This is a genomic window from Streptosporangium sp. LJ11 (assembly GCF_051918945.1).
Classification (GTDB): Bacteria; Actinomycetota; Actinomycetes; order Streptosporangiales; family Streptosporangiaceae; genus Streptosporangium.
In genome coordinates this window covers 158,250-178,453 of record NZ_JBPXMB010000002.1, presented here as the reverse complement: position 1 = coordinate 178,453, position 20,204 = coordinate 158,250, and the positions used below count along the sequence as shown (strand labels likewise).

Below are 20,204 nucleotides of genomic sequence, written 5' to 3'. Positions count from 1 at the left end.
TGCTCCCGGCGCTCCCGGCGCCCCTCTCCGGGGAGCGGGGCCGGGAGCCTGCGCCCCGCTCAGCGGCGGCGCAACAGGGCCAGGAACATGGCGTCGGTGCCGTGCCGGTGCGGCCAGAACCGCGCGTACGGCCCCTCCCCCAGCCCCTCCACCTCGGGGAGGTGGTCGCGGGCGTCCAGCGCCTCGACGTCGTCGCGGCGGCGCAGGACGTCGCCGACCACGGTGACGGTCTCGGCCAGGTGCGGCGAGCAGGTCACGTACGCGACGACGCCGCCGGGCCGGACCGCGTCGATCGCCGAGTCGAGCAGGGCGCGCTGGAGCCTGCCCAGTTCGGGGAGGCTCCGGGGATCGCGGCGCCAGCGGGCCTCGGGGCGGCGGCGCAGCGCGCCCAGGCCGGTGCAGGGGGCGTCGAGCATGACCCGGTCGAAGGCCCCGGGCCGCCAGGCGGGCGCGGTGCCGTCCGCGGTGATCACCGCGGCCTGCCGGGTCGTCTGCCACACCAGCCGCGCCCGGTGGTACTGCAGCTCGGCGGCGAGCAGCCGCGCCCCGCCGGGGAAGGCCACCGGCCCGGCGCCCGGACCGGAACCCGCGACGGGGAGCACGCCGGAACCCGTGACCGTGCCCGTGACCGAGGCCGTGTCCGCGACCGGGGCAGGCGCCGCGGCCGGCACGGGCACCCCGGCACCGGCGCCCAGGCCCGCCTCGTCGCCGCGGGTCGCGATGGCGTCGAGCAGGCCCGCCTTGCCGCCGGGACCCGCGCACAGGTCGAGCCAGCGGGAGTCGGATCCCTCCACCGGGACCCGCGTCAGGGCGAGCGCGACGAGCTGGCTGGCCTCGTCCTGGACGGCCGCGCGCGACTCGGCCACGGCGAGGACCGTACCGGGGTCGCCCTCGGGCAGGTAGGCCGCGTACGGGGAGTATCTGGCGGGTTCGGCGCCCGCGTCGAGGAGCTCCTTCACCGACGAGCGGCCGGGACGGGCGACCAGGGTCACCTTGGGACGCTCGTTGTCGGCCGCGAGCAGGGCGGCCGTCTCGTCGAAGTCGCCGCCCACCGCGTCGCGCAGGGCGTTGACGATCCATCTCGGGTGGCTGTACGCCACCGCCAGGTGCCCCACCGGGTCGTCGGCCGGGTCGGGCGCCACGATCGGGATCCACTGCTCCAGGGAACGGGTGGAGACCTTGCGCAGCACGGCGTTGGCGTACTTCGAGGCGCCGATGCCCACCCGCAGCCGCACCAGGTCGACCGTGGTGCCGACGGCGGCGTGCGGGGGGACCCGCGTCTTGAGCAGCTGGTGCACGCCCAGGCGGACGGCGTCGAGCAGCGGCGGGTCGACGTCCTCCGGCGCCCGGTCGCTGCAGGCCGCGATGATCTCGTCGTAGGTGCCGAGGCCGCGCAGGGTGCCGTAGGCCAGCTCGGTGGCCAGGCCCGCGTCGCGCCCGAAGAGGCGGCGATCGCGCAGCAGCGCGGGCATCAGCAGGTTGGCGTAGGCGTCCCGCTCGTCGACGGCGCGCATCAGGTCGTACGCGGCGTTGCGCGCCTCGTCGCGGACCGGCTTGGGCGGGCGCCCGCCTCTGCCGCCGCCCCTGCCCCCGGCGCCGCGTGAGCGGCCCGCCGGGCCGTGATCCCCGCCGCGCGGGACGTTACGGCCGTTACCACTGCTCATGATCTTCAGGCCAGCCGATCCTCGTCGGTGGGCCGCACGCCGCGGGCCCACTCCCCCGCGCCCATCAGGCGCTTGCCCTGCGGCTGCACCTCGCCCAGCTCGACCGGGTAGGTGGCGGTGCCCACCAGGACGGAGTTCTTGGACGCCGCGATCTGGCCGGGGGCCAGGCCGGAGGCGTCGGGAACCGGTCGCACCGGACCGATCTTGACGCGCTGGCCGCGGAACTCGGTCCACGCCCCCGGAGCGGGGGTGCAGGCGCGGACCAGGCGGTCGACCCGCATGGCGGGCGCGGCCCAGTCGACCCTGGCGTCGTCGACGCCGATCTTGGGGGCGAGGCTCACCCCCTCCGCGGGCTGCGGCACGGCCTCCAGCTTGCCGTCCTCGATCCCGTCGAGGGTGGCGGCCAGCAGCCCGGCGCCTGACTCGGCGAGCCGGGCGAGCAGCCCGCCGCTGGTGTCGGCGGGGCGGATCTCCTCGGTGACCACACCGTAGACCGGGCCCGCGTCCAGCTCCTTGACGATCTGGAAGGTGGCCGCGCCGGTGATCGCGTCACCGTGGAGCACGGCGTGCTGCACCGGTGCCGCGCCGCGCCAGGCCGGCAGCAGCGAGAAGTGGAGGTTGACCCAGCCGTACCGGGGGATGTCCAGGGCTGCCTGCGGCAGGAGCGCGCCGTAGGCGACCACCGGGCAGCAGTCGGGGCCGAGCTCCCTGAGCCGGTCGAGGAACTCCGGGTCACCCGCCTTGGGCGGCCTGAGCACCTCGATGCCCGCCTCCTCGGCGAGCTCGGCGACGGGGCTCGGATGGACCTTGCGGCCCCGGCCCGACTGGGCGTCCGGGCGCGTGACGACGGCGACGACGTCGTGGCGAGGCGAGTCGATCAGGGCCCGCAGCGAGGGCAGGGCGGTGTCCGGGGTTCCGGCGAAGACCAGGCGCAAGGTTCCTACAGAGCCTTCCCTTGGGTGGGGTGCGGGGAGATCTTGAACGCGGGGGCCGACCCCCCGTTCCAGTCGGCCTCGCGGATCGCCTTCATGGCGAGTTTGCGCTGCTTGAGGTCCAGCCGGTCGATGAACAGCACGCCGTCCAGGTGATCGGTCTCGTGCTGGAAGCAGCGGGCCATCAGGTCGGTGCCCTCGATGGTCACCGGCTCGCCGTGCATGGTGAAACCGGTCGCCACGGCCCGGATCGACCTGGGCGTGGGAAAGGACAGGCCGGGGAACGACAGGCAGCCCTCCTCGCCCTCCTCGTCCTTGTCGTCCGACAGGTCGAGGTCGGGATTGATCAGGTGCCCGAGCTGGTCGTCCACGTAGTAGGTGAAGACCCGCAGCCCGACTCCGATCTGCGGCGCCGCCAGACCGGCTCCCGGCGCGTCCATCATCGTGTCGGTGAGGTCTTTGACGAGCTTGCGCAGCTCCTTGTCGAAGTCCTTGACCGGCTCGGCCGCGGTGCGCAGTACCGGGTCGCCGAAAAGGCGGATCGGCTGAATGGCCAACAGGGATCTCCTCACGCTTCAGGGGATTGCCCCAGTCTAAGGGCGGCGGCCGCCTCCCCCGGGCCTTCACCCGGACCGGGCGCGGGCTCTCTCCAGAATCGGCCCCGAGCCTTCACCCGGAGCGGGCACGGGCCTCCACCTGGACCGGCCCCGGATCTCCTCCCGGAGCGGGCACGGGACCGGCCCGGCGGGCCGCCGCCGGGAGCGGGAGGAGACCCGGTCAGGTCAGCGGGAGCGGGCCTTCATGGCGGCCTTGCGTGCGGACTTGGCCACCGCCGCGTCGCCGTGGCGGGAACCCAGCAGGTCCAGGACGGCGAAGGTGTCGGGGTGGTCCACCATGGCCATCTCCTCGATCACGCGGACGAGGTCCTCGCCGGGTTCGAGAGCGTCGAACTCGCAGATCGCCTCGGAGGCGTCGCCGCGCTCCAGGAGCGAGGCGAGCGAGTCGACCGCCAGCCAGGTGTTGTCGGCGGGCGTGAGGGCGGGCGCGGGCAGGTCCCGGATGTGCAGCCAGGAGGCGGCGTAGCGCCACATGGCGGGCTCGGAGAGCGCCTCCCTGAGCGGGGCCTCGGCCTCGGGGCCGAGCTCCTCCAGGATCGTGCCCGCGGCGCCGCGGCGGCCGGCCGTGCCCGAGGCGGCGACCTTGACCAGCTCGCGGGCGGCGGCCTCGGGATGGCGGGACTCCAGCCACACGGTGACGGCACTGGGCGCGGCGGAGCCCTTCATGATCGCCTCGACCAGCTCGGCCGCGCCGAGGTCGGTGAAGACGGCGACCTCGGCGCCCGTCGGCGCGTCGTGGCCCTCGCGCATCAGGTCCTGGCGGACGGCCCACATGCCGAGCGGGGTCAGCCGGGGCCGGCCCTCCTCCGAGGTCTCGACCAGCCCGCAGTAGCCCAGGAGCGACAGGGCCGACTCCAGCTGGGCCGGGAGCGCGCGGGCCAGCACCCGCATCTCCGCCTGGCGGGCCCCGCAGGCCACCTGGTGCGACTGCAGGATGCCCTTGACCAGGGTCGCGGTGGACAGACCCTCGCGCACGGCGTACAGCGTGGCGAGCATCTCGGCCAGGTGGTCGTCGATCACCGGGGACCCGGTGAGGTCGTCGTCGGCGCGGTCGAGGACGTCCATGACCACTCCGTCCCAGAACCCCAGCAGCGCCCGGGGCGGCAGGTCGGGAGAGAGCACGAGCGGGCCGGGCGTCACCCGGCCCCGGGAGATGCGGAGCATGCCGGTGTTGACGGCGACCACCCAGAGCAGGTGCAGCCGGGCGGGGCCGGGCAGGCCGAGCTCGGCGCACGGCGCGAACGGGTCGGGCAGCAGGCCCTCGGGGGTCACCTGGCGGGTGCCGGTCCAGGCGGCCAGGCGCCGGGCGTCGATCACCAGCGGCACGTGCGGCACCAGCGCGGCCAGCTCCGTGTCGGCGGCGAGGTCGACGGGGGGGAAGCTCAGCGCGTCGCCGCGCGGGGGGCACTCGCGGCCCGTGGCGGTGACGGACTCCTCCAGAACGGCCGCCCGCAGCTCGCGGGGTGCCGTTCCCAGCTCGTCGACCAGCCTGCGCAGTTCGCCGATGTCGAAGACGTTCCCACTGTTCCCGCTCTTTGCCACCCGTGAAACTTACTGCACTCGCGCCTCACGCATACACGGCTCAGCCGATGGCGCGGGAACGCGCCTTGAAAGCCGCCTTGCGGGCCGCCTTGGCCGCTCCGTGATCTCTCAGAGAGCGTCCGAGCAGCTCAAGGACGTCGACGACCTCGGGATGGTCGACCCGCCACATCTCCTCGATCACGTGTGACGGGGGGCCGGAGGCTGACATGTTCTCGGCGAACGTCTCCGGATCCTCCTCGGCGGCGGGCATGGCCAGGGCGAGCATGTCCACGCTCATCCAGAGCACCTCCTCCTGGGTGAGGGCGGGGGCCGCCAGGCCTCGCGTGCTCAGCCAGTGGATGGCGTGCGGGCGCAGCTCCGGCTCCTCCAGGAAGGCGCGCACCGCCTCCTCGGCGTCGGGGCCGAGGCGGTCGACGATCGTCACCGCGACGCCCCTGGCGACCGAGGGCGCGCCGGAGACGGAGCCGAGCAGCTCGGTGACCGCCTGCGCCGGGGTCCTGTTCTCCAGCCAGCCCCCGATGTCGGCCTCGGCCATCTCGGCGGGCATGCCGGAGAGCAGCCCCTCGATGAGCTCGGGCGCGTCGGCGGTGGTCAGGTCGGGCGCCTCGGGCGCCTCGATGCCCAGGTCGGTGTAGAGCTCGTGCAGTCCCCACAGGGCCAGCGGGGTGAGCTCGAGCAGCTCCTCGCCCGGCTCGGCCATCCCGCAGTAGGCGAGCCGCCTGACGGCCTCGGGGATGTCGATCTCGCCTCCCTCGACCAGGCCGATCTCCTCCATGTACTCCTTGACGAGGGGGATCGGCACGGGGGCCTGGAGGCGGTAGAGCATGTCGCACAGGCCGTAGAGCTCCTCGTCGAGGGAGACGTCGCCCGTCACGGCGCCGCCGGTCTCCTTCTCGACGACGAACTCGACCGTCGCGGCCCAGATGTCGAGCGGGTCGAAGTCCTCGCCGTCGAAGATGGCGGTGCCCTCGACCGTGACCAGGCCGGTGTGCACCGCGAGCTCCCACAGCAGGCCGGGGTCGGTCACCGAGAGCTGGGCGGTCGCCTCGGCGGCGTCGCGGACCCTGAGCCGGCCCTTGACGGTCGGGGTGCGGCCCCCGGCGAGCATCCACTGGACCAGCCTGCGCGCGTCGGTGATCAGCGGCACCCGCAGGGCGCTCCGGGCGAGCACCTCGCGGGGGGCCAGGCGCACGGCGGGGAGGGGCGAGCAGCCGGGGCAGTCGCAGTGCTCGACGGCGGGCTCCTCCTGAACCGCGGAGACGGAGAGGATCGCGCTTCCGGCGTCCTGCTCCAGCGAGTCGGCGCCCATCGCGCTGAAGAGGCTCTTGGCCATGCCGAACCGGGAGGTGTCGGCGAGGGCGATGGGCATCTCGGGTTCGATCCGGTCGAGGACGCTCCTCATCCGGACCGCCATCTTGCCGCCGATCTCCTCGGTGGCGAGCAGGAAGTCGACCAGGGTACGGGCGGCGGCGACGGTCTCCGGCGCGCTCTCCGGGGGGGCGATGACCTTGCGCGGATAGATGTTGAGCAGCAGCTCCTCGAAGGCGACAGGGGTGAAGTCACCCAGCTCGTTCACGTCCAGATAGTCACTCGCGTAGTCGCAGAGCAGCCGTACCTCGTCCACGTCAACGTCAAGGCCGTGCGCACGCCCCCACGCGCGCAGGTCGTCTACGGCCCGATTCACCCATTCGATCGACACAGGGGAAAATTAACGGCTTACTGCCAGCACCGCGAATCGGGGAAACTACTCAAATCACATCTAGAGGGTCAATGCATACCTTGACCACCTCCGGAGCCTTGCGCGCGGAGCGTACTCCGGCGGCCCCTTTCAGCGCCGCGGCCAGTGCCGATCCGGAGCCCCGCGCGATCCGCACCATGGCGCGTTCCCGCACTTGATCCCCCTTGGGAGCGGCCACCGGGACGGGACCGAGCACCTGTGCCTCCGGTGGCAGGGTCATCTCGCCGAGCATTTCCCTGACCGCGGCCGGGGATCCGGTGAGCGTCGCCATTTTCACCGCCGGGGGGAAACCGAGTTCTGTCCTGTCAGCTAGTTCCCTCTCGGCATGGGTGACCGGATCCCAGCGCAGCAGAGCCTGTACGGCGGCGAGCGAGGAGTCGGCCAGCACGACCAGCTCGGCCGAGGGCCGCAGCAGGGCCGCCGCGTTCATCCACCGGCGCAGCGTCTCCTCGGCGGCGCGCAGGTCGGGCCTGCCGAGCAGTGCCCAGCCGTCCAGCAGCACCGCCGCCGCGTACCCTCCCTCGGGCACCGGCTCGGCCCCCGGGGTGGCCACCACCAGGGCACGGCCCGCGCCGACCGTGGCGAGCACCCCGTCCCTGCCCGACGTCCTGACCGGCACCGAGGGGAAGGCCCGCCCCAGCTCCTCGGCGGTGCGCCGGGCGCCGACCACCTGGGCCCGCACCCGGGCACCGCCACAGGACGGGCAGCGCCACTCGCCGGCGATCCGGCCGCACCAGCGGCAGTACGGGGCCACGTGGCCGGCGCGCAGCGCGAACGGGCCGCCGCAGTGCCCGCAGCGGGCGGGGGCCCGGCAGCTCTGGCAGGCCAGCGCGGGCAGGTAGCCCCGCCGGGGGACCTGCACCAGCACGGGACCGCTCTCCAGGCCGGCGCGCAGGGTCCGCCAGGCGAGGCTGGGCAGCCGGGCGGCCCTGGCGGCCTCGTCCCTGGCCAGCTCCGCGTCCTCCCCCGCCGGGCGGACCCTCGGCGCCCTGGTCCTGACCGTCCCGCGGGCCGCGACGATGGGCCCGGCCCAGCCCGCCGCGATGAGCTGGGTGGCCTCCGCCGTACGGGCGTACCCCCCGATGAGCAGGCCCGCCCGCGCCCGGTGGGCGCGCAGGGCGAGGACCTCCCTGGCGTGGGGGTAGGGGGCGAGCCGCTCGGAGTGCAGGTCGTCGCCGTCGTCCCAGATGATCGCGAGCCCGAGGTCCCTGACCGGGGCGAACGCCGCGCCCCTGGTCCCGGCCGCGACCCGTACCTGCCCCCTGGCCACCCGCAGCCACCGCCGGTAGCGCTCGGCGGGCCCGAGGTCGGCCGTGAGCGCCACGTGCGCGCCGGGCTCCAGGACGTCCCTCAGGGCCGCGTCGAGCAGGGCCACGTCCTTGCCGTCGGGAAGCACCACGAGGGCGCCCCTGCCCCCGCGCAGCGTCTCCCGTACGGCGACGGCGACCGCCTCCGGCCACCCCGGCCCGCCCTCGCCGGTTCCCGGCAGGGCGGTCCACACCGCGCGGGGGGAACCTCCCTTCGCCAGGGCGGCCAGGAAAGTCTCCCCTTCCGGATAGTCCGCCCACGGTCCCGGTCCCGCCCCCACCGGCTGTGCCGGGTCCGTGGGGACCGGGGCGGGGGCCTCCGCCTCGACCCTGGCGTGGCGGGGCGGGACGGCCAGGCGCAGGACGTCGGCCATGGTCCCGGCGTAGTGGTCTGCCACGGCGCGGGCCAGCGCGACGATCTCCGGGGTGAGCACGGGCTCGGCGGAGACGACCCTCTCCAGGCGGGTCAGCCTGCCCTCGTGCTCGGTGCTCTCCGCCCGTTCCAGCAGGAAGCCGTCGACGAGCTTGCCCGCGAACCGGACGCGGACCCTGACCCCCGGCACGGCGGTGGCGTCCAGGGGCGCGGGGACGAGATAGTCGAACAACCGGTCGAGGTGCGGCAGCGGCGTGTCGACGACGACCCGGGCGACCGGAAGCTCGGCGGCCGGCTTCGGCACCCCCCTGACCGGCTCGGCCACCCCGGCCGTCCTGGCCGTCCCGGCGGCCCTGACGACTCTGGAGGTCCTGCCGGACCTGACGGCGCCGCCCCGCGCCCTCGCCGGACCGCCGGGCGCGGACCGCTCACGGACGGCGTCGAGCGGCAGCAGGGCGTCGTCGTCCGGCGAGGGGCTGGCGTGGGTCACCCACCTGTCCTACCAGACCCGGGCACCCGCCCAGACGACGGCGGGCGAGGTGGCCGGCTCCCGGGCCGGGAAGACGGGGGGCGGCTCCGGCGGGATCGCCGCCGCAGCCGGTCTGACGGATCAGGTGGAGCTCGAGAACGCGTTCGCGGCACGCTCGGCGGCGCCCGGCGACGACGGGATCGCCGCCGGGAGGCGGCCGGACGGATCAGATGGAGCGGCGATGGGTCCAGCGGCCGCCGAGCAGGGTGCCGAGGATCGGCATGCGGCGCAGGCCGTCCCCGTCCAGCGCGCCCGGGTCGTACTCGGTGATCACCAGGTCGGCGGGGTCGCCGGGACGCACCCCGGCGCGTCCCCTGGCCGCCGCCGCGAGCGCCGCCTGCAGCGGGATCGCCTGCTCCGGATGCCACGGCGGCCGCTCGTCGTCGGTCCTGGCCACCGCCGAGGCGATCCCGTCCCACGGGTCGAGCGGCGCCACCGGGGCGTCGGAGCCCAGCTCGATGGCGGCTCCGGCCGCCAGCAGGTCGGCGTAGGCGAAGGCCCTGCCGGTCCGCCCGGACCAGTGCAGGTCGGCCACGTCGCGGTCGTCGGGCGCGTGGGCGGGTTGCACGCCCGCGACGAGGCCGGGCCTGGCGAACCTCCCGAAGTCCTCCGGACGGACCAGCTGCGCGTGCTCGATCCTCCCCGGGCAACCGGTCCGCTCGAAGGCGTCCAGCGCGATGTTCACCGCCAGGTCGCCGATCGCGTGCACCGCCGGGTCGATCCCGTGTCCCGCGGCCAGGGCCATGACGCCGTACAGCTCCTCGGGCGCCGTCTCCAGCAGCCCGCGCGCGTCGCCGCCGGGGTACGGGTCCTCGCAGTAGGCGGTCCTGGTGTTCAGCGACCCGTCCACGAACGTCTTGACCGGCCCGACCTCCAGCAGGCCCCCCGAACCGGCGACGGGCTCGCCGGTGCGCAGCCCGCGGCCGATCGCCTCCTCCAGCCGGTTCACCGGGATCGAGCAGCCGACCCGGACGTCGATCCGCTCCGACCGGACCCGCCGGCTCCAGTCGGTGACGTTGTCGGCGAACTCGAAGTCCAGCACGCCGACGACGCCCCTGGCCGCGGCGGCGGTGGTGGCCTCGGCCACCCAGCGGTCCAGCTCCTCCCGGGGCGGCGGGGGCATCTCCGCCATCGCGTCGTAGCAGTCGCGCTCGCGCAGCACCCCCGTCGGGTGCCCTCCCCTGCCGATCGCCGCCAGCGCGGCCGGGCTGAACCAGGCGGTGTGCAGATCATTGCTGACCAGGACGATCGGCCGGCCGGGCGCCGCCGCCTGGAGCAGCGACTTGTGCGGCGTGTCCGGCCACAGGGCGTCGCGGAAGCCGTAGCCGACCGTGAACCCGGAGGCGCCGGGCGCGCCGGAGCGGGGCACGACGAGGTCGACCGCCTCCCGCGCCGACCGCGCCGAGGTCAGGTCGATCCTGCGCCGGGCCTGCGCCCACTGCGCGGAGTGCACGTGCGCGTCCCACAGGCCCGGCAGGAGGGTGGCGCCCCCGGTGTCGACCGACTCGTCACAGGAAGGCGGCTCCGCGGCCACCTCCGCGACCCGGCCTCCGGCGATCAGGACGTGGCGGAGCGGGCCGCCGGGACCCAGCCGCGCGTTGCGCAGCAGCAGGCGAGGAGACGGTGAGGACATGAACAGAGATTAGGCGCACAGCCGACGCGCGCTCTCCCGGGTACCGGATTCTTCCCGGCCGTCGTTCTTTCTCGCGTCGTCGAGCGTGGCGCCCGTCGCTCGTGCGAAAGACCAGAACCGGCGGTCCACGCTCCCGGGCGCTCGAAGTCCTATCAGGCTGCGATCCGGGTGCTTAAGGTAAACGTGGATCGCCTTCGGCAGGAGACTTTCGATATGGGGCCGACACCGCCCGCGTCATCGGAAAACGGGTCATCTTCGGATGAATACTCGGGAATTAACCCGGAGTTGATGGAGCGATTCATCGCGGCATTGGAGCAGGCGCGGAAAGTGGTGGGCGAGGAGCTCTCGGCAGTCCTCCGGTTGCTTTCCTCCGTGGACGTCGACCGGTCCGCGGCCCTGCTGATCCGCGAGATCGAAGGCTGGCTGGACCAGGAGATCCCGCGCCTGCGCAGGCGCAACCAGCTGATCCAGGAGCCCGACCTCCTGGAGGAGTGGGCCGCGGGCCTGGCAGGGCTCGGTCCGCTGGGACTCACGCCGGGGCCCGGAGGCGGAGAACTCACGGCCTTCGACGAGAAAGCCCTCACGACGCGTACTCTCGCCACCGACGAGGGCGAGAGGCTCGCGGAGACCCTCACCGCTCGGGGACACCCGACTCCCCTCTCCTCGGAAAACGTCCACGACGGTATCTTCGACCGGCTCGCCGAAAGGCGGAAGGACGCCGACTTCACCGCGGGATTCTTCGCCGTTCTCGGCCCGAAGGGCGCGGCGTCCGCGCTTCGGAAGCTGAATCACCACCACGGAGAATCCGCTCGAAAACACTGGAAGACCATGGGGGAGGCTCTCGCCACGGCGGTGACCCGGCGGCCGAAAACGCTCGGCCCGGCCTGGGAACCGGAAAACCTCGGGAAGACACAGGGGGCCGATCTGGGCCTGCTGCTCGGCCACGGCAGGTTCCCTTCCGAGTGGTTCACCGAGGTGGTACGTCCCCGCGTCCAGAAAGCCGCCGAGGGCAGGGTTCCGGCACGCTGGACCGCCGATCTGAGCCACTTCCTGTCCGCTCTGGCCAACAATCCGGAAACGGCCAGGGCACTGTTCAACGACCTGTCTCCCGGAGATCTCAGGGACCTGTTCTCCGGACTCAACGAGCAGGTGTCGCTCTATCCCAACGAGCATGACGTGATCGCCTTCGACCTGGAGAAGGAGTTCGGCCGGATGCTCGCCGCCGGATCCGGTGTCTTCGAGAAGCGCTCCCCCGGCCCCGAGGCGGTGCGATTCGCCTTCGACACCATGACGACCATGGGCGACCTCCGGACCGGAGCGGACTTCCGCAATCCGGAGGGGCAGCCGATGGAGGTGGCGAAGGGCGCGAGAATCTTCATGTCGATGCTCGCGGGCGCCTACGCCGCCGAGATCATCGAGGGCGCCGACGCCGGTGACGCCAACCGGACGCAGGACAGCGCGTTCGAGAAAACCGCCACGCTCACCGCCGGTCTGCATCCGAAATTCCGTCTCAGTCCCGGCGACACCTACCGTTTCATCAAGACCTTCGCCGACTCGGCGGAGCGGATGAAGCCGTTCGACGCGGGAATGGGCAGGTTCTCCAGGCACCTTATGGACGAGGCGGGCGCCAAGGACCGCGGGACGGGCATCAAGCACCTCGGAAGAACCTTCGCGAGCCTGGGCTACGTCTCCGGCATGCAGTTCGCCGCGGCGAACGAGGTCCAGGGGAAAATGGATGAGTACGACCAGGAGGTGAGGGATCGACTCTTCCTCCTCATGGGATTGGGAGTCGACCTCGTGGGATTCGGCGTCTCGCAGTGGGCCGCCGCGACGCTGGACGCCTCGGGCGCGAGCATGGCGTTCGACCCGGCCGGCGAGCTGATCTGGTTGCTGATCGGCAAGTCCGCGAGCGAGACCGTCGACTCGTACAAGGACCTCGACAAGACCCGTCTGGACACCCTCAAGGAGGGTAATCGCCTGGCCACCCTTGGACGCGAATACTGGATCTTTCACGAGTTGAAGCGCTACGGGTTCTCCTATCCGGTACCTCCCAACGATCCGGCCTTCAACCGGCCTCCCATCACCGGAAAGGACGGCAACCTGCTCCCCTTCGACAAACTGGCCAAGGACCCGAAGGCATTGAAGAACCTCGCCGACTGGATGATTCGCAACGGCTCGGGCAGCGGAGACGACAGCACCGTCGGAGAGGCGGCCACCCGGCTCAACAACGCTTTCGGCGGAGCCAAGGACAACACGCAAACAAACCCAAGCCCTTTGGGGTAGTTCACAAAGCGACCTTAAGGCATTGAGTCTCACCGGAGAGCTCGAAGTGCTTTTTACGCGAAGAATCAACCGTGATTTTGACACGCGATTCACCCTTGACGGACTCATTGCTCGGCGTTTTCCAGTCGACAGAAACAACCTTGTATCCGCGCTTCCCCAGGCCGCCGGTCAGCATGTTGAAGATGATGACCGGTTCGTCGACGCTGGAAGCGTCCACTCCGGCAACCCCATACGTTCGTTTTGCCTTCCCCTCTCCGCAGGGGATGTCCTTGCCACCCTCGTCCGTCACCGTGACATCTTTTGCGTGGGTCGACTTCACCAACCAGTCGATGTCAGCCTTCAACGTCGCTTCGGCCTGAGCCGCCGTCGGCCCCGGAGGCTCAGAAGAGCACGCTCCCAACGCCAATATCCCCAAGGCGACGATCACAGCCGACCCGACAGGGGCGGAAGCAAGGCGCACCATAGAGCTCTCCGTTCACGTCGGCCAACATCCCCAGACCCAATGATGTCTGATAACCAAGCGATTTCCAGGAAGAGTGCCTGAACACGTCAGACCACGACGGACAGCGAGCGCAACCGTTCATCCAGGTCCCGGACGTGCTTGTTGCCCTCCCAAGGCTGAAGCTCGACGCGCGTTCGCCGTACGGAGTGAACGAGTCTGGCAGAGCTGTGTCGCGCGGTGATTTGGGCGGCCTCACCGATCATGGCGACGGCCGCCGGGATTTCTCGCTTTTGAATCAGTGCGGTCGCGTATTCGAGAGTCAGGATGCCCCGCTCGCGATTCCAGCCGGATCGATTCGAGCCGGACCCCATCTCTGCCATGATCGGATCCGCCGCGCTGATCGCTCGATCGGGCTGTTTGAGACCGACCAGGCAGAAGACGGCATGGCGTGCGACACGATCCTGGTTACACCAGAAGAGATGCCGAAGATCACTGGCCTCCCGATTCCTTCCCGCCAGTGAGATGGCACGGTCGAGCACGCGGAGACCTTCATCGTCGGACCTCGTCCTCGAGAGCACACGGGCGACAATGAGAAAGGTCGCCGCTTGCTGCAGACGGTTACCACTGCTCTTGGCCCAGCCGTCAGCCGCGAAGACATGGTCCATGGCGACCGTGGGCTTTCCCCGGTGAAGTGCCATATCAGCCAGCAACCCGTGCATATGAGCTAGGAAGGCGGGCGCATTCAGCTCGTGCGCCGCAGCCAGTCCCTCCTCGTACCGACAGGCGGCCGCGGCATAATCCAGCAGATCAAAATAGCACCAGCCCGTCATGTGGCTCAGGCTCCAGTGGACGCGAAGCAGGCGCTCGCGCAGGGCCGGGGTGAGGGAGCCCCGCTTGAGGAGGTCGTCGACCATGGCGCGCTTGGCCTCGGCGACCGGCAGGACTCGCCGGGGGCCCGATGATTCGTCCATGGTCCACAGGCGGGCGGTGAGCCGTTCCAGCACGTCGATGGTGGCCGCGTCGATCGGGCCCTGGTGCCGGGCGGCCGCTGCCAGGCGCTCCCGCTCCGGCGGGGTGAGGTGGCGCAGCAGGCCCAGGGCCGGTGTCCCGCCCAGGAGCAGGGCCAGTTCGAAGAGCAGCTCGCGGCGTTTCACGTCGGCCTCCTCTGCGCCGACCGCGCGCAGCAGGTCGGCACAGCGGGCGGGCGCGGGCACGGGAACGAGTGGGGGAAGTGCCTTCGTTCCCTTGGTGCCCGGGACGGCCGGTGCGGACACCTGGCGAGGGTGGTTCGCGTCGAGGTGACGATGGTCGGCCTGGTCGAGCAGGTCCCGGTCGTGTACGCCGTAGGAGGCGTACACCTCGTCGGTGAGCAGACGCCGCGCCGTGGTCTGGTAGACGCGGGCCAAGATGGCGACGGCCCCTGCGCCGGGACGTCGCCCGGCCTGCGGCCACGCCTCGTAGTCGTAGAAGCGCGGGACACGCAGGGTGGCGGTGCCCGCCGGGTCGAGGTCGTTGTAGGCGGCCACCACGTCACCCGCCGTGCGCCCGTGGGCGTAGCGGTACAGGCGCAGCGGGCTGACCGCGTGGTCGAGGGCGAACACGCCGGCGATCTGGTCGAACGTGAGGGAACAGGCTCGCAGAGCCTCGCTGCGCCGCCTGCATCCCAGCAGGATCCGATATCCCTCTCCGGGCACCCTCGCTCCCCTCCTCGAACACACACGGATCGTATTGCTCCGGTGACGGAGAATGACAGTCCGGTGGAAAAGTGGAGATCTTCGACCGTCGGAACAGATGTTCGCGCAGGTCAGGGGTGGTGGGAGTGGGGTAATTCCTCGCCGACGACCCGGGGGTTCACTGCTCCCCGAGGGCCGGGTCACCGTTCTCCTGACGATTTCCGCCGACCAGGAGAGACAACATGACCGCTACCCACGACGGCGTGGCCCCGGAGTTGATCGAGGCGATGGTCCGGCTCCGCCCCGGCGGCATGACCTGGCGGCGGACCTTCCCCGGCCGCCCCTCCCAGGTTCCCGAGGCTCGACGCTTCGTCCGGTTCCTCCTGGTCGACTCCCCCCTCGGCCAGGACGCGGAGCAGGTCGTCGCCGAACTCGCCGCCAACGCGGTCCGCCACACCGCCAGCGGACGGCCGTACGGCACGTTCGTCGTCGAGGTCGTCCGCAGGCCGGAGGCCACCCGCGTGACGGTCCACGACTCCGGCCAGGGGCCCGTACCCGCTCTCCCCCGCCCGGCCCTCCTCGGCGAGAGCGGCCGGGGCCTCCTTCTTGTCACCGCCCTGGCTTCCCAGGTCGGCTGCCAGGGCACCCGAACCCACGGCCACGCCGTCTGGGCCCAGTTCACCGGCGAGAGGCCCTCATCCTCGCAATCGTGATGGAAACCCGGCATCCCGCGGGACGGGACCGGGAACGCGTACGGCCCCCGCGAAGGAGATCACGGGGGCCGTACGGGAAAGGCGGTGCGGGTCAGAGACCGGCGGCGCTGCGCAGGGCGTCGGCGCGGTCGGTGGACTCCCAGGAGAAGCCCTCGCGGCCGAAGTGGCCGTACGCGGAGGTGCCCGAGTAGATCGGGCGGAGCAGGTCGAGGTCGCGGATGATCGCGGCCGGGCGCAGGTCGAAGACCTCCAGCACGGCCTGCTGGATCTTCTCGACGTCGGTCTTCTCGGTGCCGAAGGTCTCGACGAACACGCCGACCGGGTGGGCCTTGCCGATGGCGTAGGCGACCTGGACCTCGGCGCGGTCGGCCAGACCGGCGGCCACGATGTTCTTGGCGACCCAGCGCATGGCGTAGGCGGCCGAGCGGTCGACCTTGGACGGGTCCTTGCCGGAGAAGGCGCCGCCACCGTGGCGGGACATGCCGCCGTAGGTGTCAACGATGATCTTGCGACCGGTCAGGCCGGCGTCGCCCATGGGGCCGCCGATCTCGAAGCGGCCGGTCGGGTTGACCAGGAGGCGGTAGCCCTCGGTGGCGATCTCCAGGCCGGCCAGGACCGGGTCGACCACGTGCTCCTTGATGTCGGGAGCGAGCATCTCCTTGAGGTCGATCTCGGCCGCGTGCTGGGTGGAGACCACCACGGTGTCGAGCCGGACGGGCCTGTCGCCGTCGTACTCGACGGTGACCTGGGTCTTGCCGTCGGGACGCAGGTAGGGCACCGTGCCGTCCTTGCGGACCTGCGACAGGCGCTCGGCGAGGCGGTGCGCCAGCTGGATCGGCAGCGGCATCAGCTCGGGGGTCTCGCGGCAGGCGTAGCCGAACATCAGGCCCTGGTCGCCGGCGCCCTGGCGGTCGAGCTCGTCGCCGGCCTCGCCCTCGCGGTTCTCGTAGGCGTCGTCGACACCCTGGGCGATGTCGGGCGACTGCGCCCCGATGGACACCGACACGCCACAGGAGGCGCCGTCGAAGCCCTTGTGCGAGGCGTCGTAACCGATCTCGAGGATCTTCTCGCGGATGAGACCGGGAATGTCGACGTAGGTCTCCGTCGTCACCTCTCCGGCGACGTGGACCTGACCGGTGGTGATCAGCGTCTCGACCGCGACACGGCTCTTGGGGTCACCCTTGAGCATGGCGTCGAGAATCGCGTCACTGATCTGGTCGGCGATCTTGTCCGGGTGGCCCTCTGTGACCGACTCGGAGGTGAAAAGGCGACGGGACAAGTCAGTGGCTCCTCATGCAGCGGCTGCTGGCGTCTGGGGGCTCTGGCGTCGGCGGACACCAGTAGCGCTCCGGCGAATTCTAGCCCCACCTGATGTGAGGCCGCGAAATCGTCTCAGATCATGTCACCCTAAAATCTTGGATCGCGTACCGGAAAGAGCGCCGGCTGACCGGAATCCACGTCGGAACCGCGTGCGTCCGCGATGCGGGGAGGGCTCGATCACCCCACCGACAGAAACCCGAAAAACGGCATTTAGCTCACAAATCGGGCAGAGGATCGGGGGGCAGCGTCTCGGGGGCGAAGACCTCGGCGTCGGCGGCGGCGACCACCGCGGCGTACTCCTCGTCGATCTCGAACACCATGCCGCCGAGCTCGATGGCCGCGCCCGCGGAGAACTCCAGCGGGCCGAGCCGGGTGCGCCGGGAGTGGGTGGCGTACACCGAGGTCGGCGCGTCGCGGTCGAAGAACTTGGTGGACATCACGCAGATGGTGCGGTCGGTGACCACGATGAGGAAGGTCGCCATGACCGGGGTGCCCACCGACAGCGCGGGCAGGACGTAGTGGATCTCCTCCCCCGGAGGGAGCAGGGCCCGGCATCGAGCCCTGACGGCGGCGGCGACCGGCATGATCGAAACCCCTCCCAGCCGCGACAACGCAGGTCATCTCGGAGGCAGTATCCGCCGGGAGGTGGCCGACGGCAAGTGGTCGGATCCACCGGGAGACGAGCTCCGGCAAACGGCCGGGATCCGCCGGGAGGCGGTCTACCGCGAGTGGTCAGGCCAGGCGCGCGGCGACGAGGTCCCAGACCGTGTCGGCGAGGGCCTCCTTGGGACCGCGGGGGATCTCGACCTGCTCCCCGCCGGCGACCAGGACCACGGCCGCGTTGTCGGGCGTGCCGAAGGCGAGGCCGTCGCCGACCTGGTTGACGACGAGCAGATCACAGCCCTTGCGGGCGAGCTTGGCCCGCCCGTTGGCGAGCACGTCGTCGGTCTCGGCCGCGAATCCCGCGATCACCCGCGGGTACGGCTTGAGCCCCTCGCGGCGCCGCTCACCCAGCTCAGCCAAGATGTCAGGATTTTTCACAAGATGGATGGCGTCAGGCTCGTCGGCGGTCTTCTTGATCTTCGATCCGCTTCGCGCCGCGGGCCGGAAGTCGGCGACGGCGGCGGCCATGACCACGGCGTCGGCGCCCTCCACCGCGTCGAGCACGGCGGCGCGCAGCTCCAGGGCCGACTCGACCCGGACGACCCGGGCGCCCGCCGGATCGGGCAGGCCGACGTTGGCGGCCACCAGGGTGACCTCGGCTCCGCGGGCGACGGCCGTGCGGGCCAGCGCGTAGCCCTGCAGGCCCGAGGAGCGGTTGCCGATGAAGCGGACCGGGTCGATGGCCTCGCGGGTGCCCCCGGCGGAGATCACCAGGCGGCGCCCCGCCAGGTCGGCGGAGCGTCCGGCGAGAACCGCGCGGCAGACCTCGAAGATCTCCTTCGGGTCCGGCAGCCGGCCGGGGCCGGTGTCGGCGCCGGTCAGGCGGCCCACGGCGGGGTCGACGACGATCGAGCCGCGCTCGCGGAGCGTGGCCACGTTGGCGCGGGTCGCGGGGTGCTCCCACATCTCGGTGTGCATCGCCGGGGCGAACACCACCGGGCAGCGCGCGGTGAGCAGGGTGTTGGTCAGCAGATCGCCCGCCAGCCCGTGGGCGGCCTTGGCGAGCACGTCGGCGGTGGCCGGCGCGACGACCACCAGGTCGGCGCCCTGCCCGATGCGGACGTGCGGCACCTCGTGCACGGACTCCCAGACGTCGGTCGTGACCGGGTTGCCCGACAGCGCGGCCCAGGTCGGCTCACCGACGAAGCGGAGCGCCTCCCTGGTCGGGACCACGCGCACGTCGTGACCCGACTCGGTGAACAGGCGCAGCAGCTCGCACGCCTTATAGGCGGCGATGCCCGCGCTCACACCGAGGACGACCCTGGGTCTGCCGGGAGACCCGGCTTCTTCTGGGGTCCGCACGAGGTGGTTCAGCCCTCGATCGGCTCGGAGGTCAGCAGGCCCTCGCTGACCTCGCGCAGCGCGATGGACAGCGGCTTCTCCTGCGCGTGGGTCTCGACGAGCGGGCCGACGTACTCGAGCAGGCCCTCGCCGAGCTGGGAGTAGTAGGCGTTGATCTGACGCGCCCGCTTGGAGCCGAAGATCACGAGACTGTACTTGCTGTCGACGATGTCGAGCAGGGCGTCGATCGACGGGTTGGTGATGCCTTCGGAGTAGGCGGCGCTGGTTGCCACGTGTGATTTCCCCTAGCTAGGTGAACGTCCGAGGCGCGAATCCTCGGGAGCATCAGCCAATAAGGCTATCAGCCGATGGCATACGCCCTGGACGGACGTGTTGACGAGTGTCAGGTCGAACTCCTGCTCGGCCGCCATCTCGATCCGGCCGGCCGCCAGGCGGCGGGCGATGACGTCCTCGGGCTCGGTGCCCCGGCCGCGCAGCCGCTTCTCCAGCTCTCCCCAGGTCGGGGGGGCCAGGAAGACCAGCAGTGCCTCGGGCATGGTCGCGCGGACCTGCCTGGCGCCCTGGAGGTCGATCTCCAGCAGCGTGGGCACCCCGGCGTCGAGCTTCTCGAGCACGGGGCCGCGCGGGGTTCCGTACCGGTTGCCGGCGAACTCGGCCCATTCCAGCAGCTCGCCCGAGGCGGCGAGGCGGTCGAACTCCTCGTCGTCGGCGAAGAAGTACTCGACGCCGTGGGTCTCCCCCGGACGGGGCTTCCTGGTGGTCACCGAGACCGACAGCCACACCTCGGGGTGTGCCCGCCGAAGCTCGGCGACGACCGTGGACTTGCCGACGCCCGACGGCCCGGACAGGACCGTCAGGCGCTTACCGGCCGAGAGGCCGGGGAAGGCTGGCGCCCCCTCCGGACCTCCGGCTGGGGATGTGAAGCGACCGGCCCCGCCCTCGGCGGTTGCCTCCGGAGTCCGACTCTCGTCGGACCACGACGTTCCGGTCACTCCAAACCCCCCGTGATGCCGTCCCCCATGTGGGGCGAGCGTGGTCGTATGAACCGAGACTAGCTCTCGGCCCCGCCGAACTCACGCTCGAGCGAAGCTCGCTGGTTCGTACCCAGGCCCCGCACGCGGCGGGACTCTGCGATTCCAAGCCGCTCCATGAGCTGCTTGGCGCGGACCTTGCCCACGCCGGGAAGCGACTCGAGAAGGGCCGAAACCTTCATCTTGCCGATGACGTCGTCGGCCTGCCCGTCTTTGAGCACCTCAGCCAGAGAGACCGCACCGTGCTTCAGGCGGTTCTTCACCTCGGCACGCTCTCGGCGGGCCTTGGCAGCCTTCTCTAGGGCTGCGGCGCGCTGCTCAGGGGTAAGGGGAGGAAGAGCCACGCCGGGTCACCTCGAATTTCCTGTCGATGTACTCGGACGGGAAGGGAAACTAGCTGGTCATGGCGCTTCAAGCAACGTCAAGGCCACTTTATCCCCCT

General features: G+C 71.5%; 17 protein-coding genes. 2 read left to right on the top strand and 15 right to left on the bottom strand.

Annotated features, from left to right (window positions below; translation table 11 throughout):
• Positions 1-59 precede the first annotated feature (59 nt).
• The 7 genes from ACTOQ3_RS03365 to ACTOQ3_RS03335 form a co-directional block, all read right to left on the bottom strand.
• Positions 60-1,664, bottom strand: a complete 1,605-nt coding sequence (locus ACTOQ3_RS03365) for an RsmB/NOP family class I SAM-dependent RNA methyltransferase (RefSeq protein ID WP_440081936.1) — start codon at positions 1,662-1,664, stop codon at positions 60-62.
• A gap of 5 nt (positions 1,665-1,669) precedes the next feature.
• A complete protein-coding gene (gene fmt / locus ACTOQ3_RS03360) occupies positions 1,670-2,599 on the bottom strand; it encodes a methionyl-tRNA formyltransferase (RefSeq protein WP_440081935.1) in 930 nt (309 codons plus the stop codon).
• Between the two features lie 5 nt (positions 2,600-2,604).
• The gene (def, locus tag ACTOQ3_RS03355; RefSeq protein ID WP_440081934.1) at positions 2,605-3,153 is read right to left on the bottom strand and encodes a peptide deformylase; all 549 of its coding nucleotides are present in this window, start codon (positions 3,151-3,153) and stop codon (positions 2,605-2,607) included.
• Positions 3,154-3,378: 225 nt separating this feature from the next.
• Positions 3,379-4,755: a hypothetical protein gene (locus tag ACTOQ3_RS03350; protein ID WP_440081933.1), complete on the bottom strand. Its 1,377-nt coding sequence runs from the start codon at positions 4,753-4,755 to the stop codon at positions 3,379-3,381.
• A 40-nt stretch (positions 4,756-4,795) separates the two neighbouring features.
• Positions 4,796-6,439 (bottom strand): hypothetical protein, encoded by a 1,644-nt coding sequence (locus ACTOQ3_RS03345; protein ID WP_440081932.1) that lies wholly within the window; start codon positions 6,437-6,439, stop codon positions 4,796-4,798.
• 64 nt (positions 6,440-6,503) lie between these two features.
• The gene (locus ACTOQ3_RS03340; protein WP_440081931.1) at positions 6,504-8,663 is read right to left on the bottom strand and encodes a primosomal protein N'; all 2,160 of its coding nucleotides are present in this window, start codon (positions 8,661-8,663) and stop codon (positions 6,504-6,506) included.
• A gap of 205 nt (positions 8,664-8,868) precedes the next feature.
• The gene (locus ACTOQ3_RS03335; protein WP_440081930.1) at positions 8,869-10,335 is read right to left on the bottom strand and encodes an amidohydrolase; all 1,467 of its coding nucleotides are present in this window, start codon (positions 10,333-10,335) and stop codon (positions 8,869-8,871) included.
• Positions 10,336-10,623: 288 nt separating this feature from the next.
• Between ACTOQ3_RS03335 and ACTOQ3_RS03330 the strand changes: the two genes are divergently transcribed.
• Positions 10,624-12,618 carry a hypothetical protein gene (locus ACTOQ3_RS03330; protein ID WP_440081929.1) on the top strand — a complete coding sequence of 665 codons (1,995 nt, stop codon included), beginning with the start codon at positions 10,624-10,626 and terminating at the stop codon, positions 12,616-12,618.
• A gap of 1 nt (position 12,619) precedes the next feature.
• Here ACTOQ3_RS03330 and ACTOQ3_RS03325 read toward each other — a convergent pair whose 3' ends face one another.
• Positions 12,620-13,081, bottom strand: coding sequence for a hypothetical protein (locus ACTOQ3_RS03325; RefSeq protein ID WP_440081928.1), 462 nt, complete (start codon positions 13,079-13,081; stop codon positions 12,620-12,622).
• Between the two features lie 86 nt (positions 13,082-13,167).
• Complete coding sequence (locus ACTOQ3_RS03320; protein WP_440081927.1) at positions 13,168-14,754, bottom strand: hypothetical protein; 1,587 nt, start codon at positions 14,752-14,754, stop codon at positions 13,168-13,170.
• Between the two features lie 221 nt (positions 14,755-14,975).
• Here ACTOQ3_RS03320 and ACTOQ3_RS03315 point away from each other — a divergent pair, with 221 nt between their 5' ends.
• Complete coding sequence (locus ACTOQ3_RS03315) at positions 14,976-15,446, top strand: ATP-binding protein (protein WP_440081926.1); 471 nt, start codon at positions 14,976-14,978, stop codon at positions 15,444-15,446.
• Between the two features lie 91 nt (positions 15,447-15,537).
• On the opposite strand, the gene metK is transcribed toward ACTOQ3_RS03315, so the two are convergent.
• The 6 genes from metK to mihF form a co-directional block, all read right to left on the bottom strand.
• Positions 15,538-16,725: a methionine adenosyltransferase gene (gene metK / locus ACTOQ3_RS03310; protein ID WP_440065146.1), complete on the bottom strand. Its 1,188-nt coding sequence runs from the start codon at positions 16,723-16,725 to the stop codon at positions 15,538-15,540.
• A 256-nt stretch (positions 16,726-16,981) separates the two neighbouring features.
• A complete protein-coding gene (locus ACTOQ3_RS03305; protein ID WP_350974026.1) occupies positions 16,982-17,350 on the bottom strand; it encodes a hypothetical protein in 369 nt (122 codons plus the stop codon).
• Positions 17,351-17,498: 148 nt separating this feature from the next.
• On the bottom strand, positions 17,499-18,731 hold the full coding sequence (coaBC, locus tag ACTOQ3_RS03300) for a bifunctional phosphopantothenoylcysteine decarboxylase/phosphopantothenate--cysteine ligase CoaBC (protein ID WP_440065149.1): 1,233 nt from the start codon (positions 18,729-18,731) through the stop codon (positions 17,499-17,501).
• Between the two features lie 8 nt (positions 18,732-18,739).
• Complete coding sequence (gene rpoZ, locus ACTOQ3_RS03295; RefSeq protein WP_030909981.1) at positions 18,740-19,003, bottom strand: DNA-directed RNA polymerase subunit omega; 264 nt, start codon at positions 19,001-19,003, stop codon at positions 18,740-18,742.
• A 12-nt stretch (positions 19,004-19,015) separates the two neighbouring features.
• Entirely contained in the window at positions 19,016-19,588 is a 573-nt protein-coding gene (gene gmk / locus ACTOQ3_RS03290; protein WP_440065464.1) for a guanylate kinase, read from the bottom strand.
• Between the two features lie 194 nt (positions 19,589-19,782).
• On the bottom strand, positions 19,783-20,106 hold the full coding sequence (gene mihF / locus ACTOQ3_RS03285) for an integration host factor, actinobacterial type (RefSeq protein WP_030909986.1): 324 nt from the start codon (positions 20,104-20,106) through the stop codon (positions 19,783-19,785).
• Positions 20,107-20,204 lie beyond the last annotated feature (98 nt).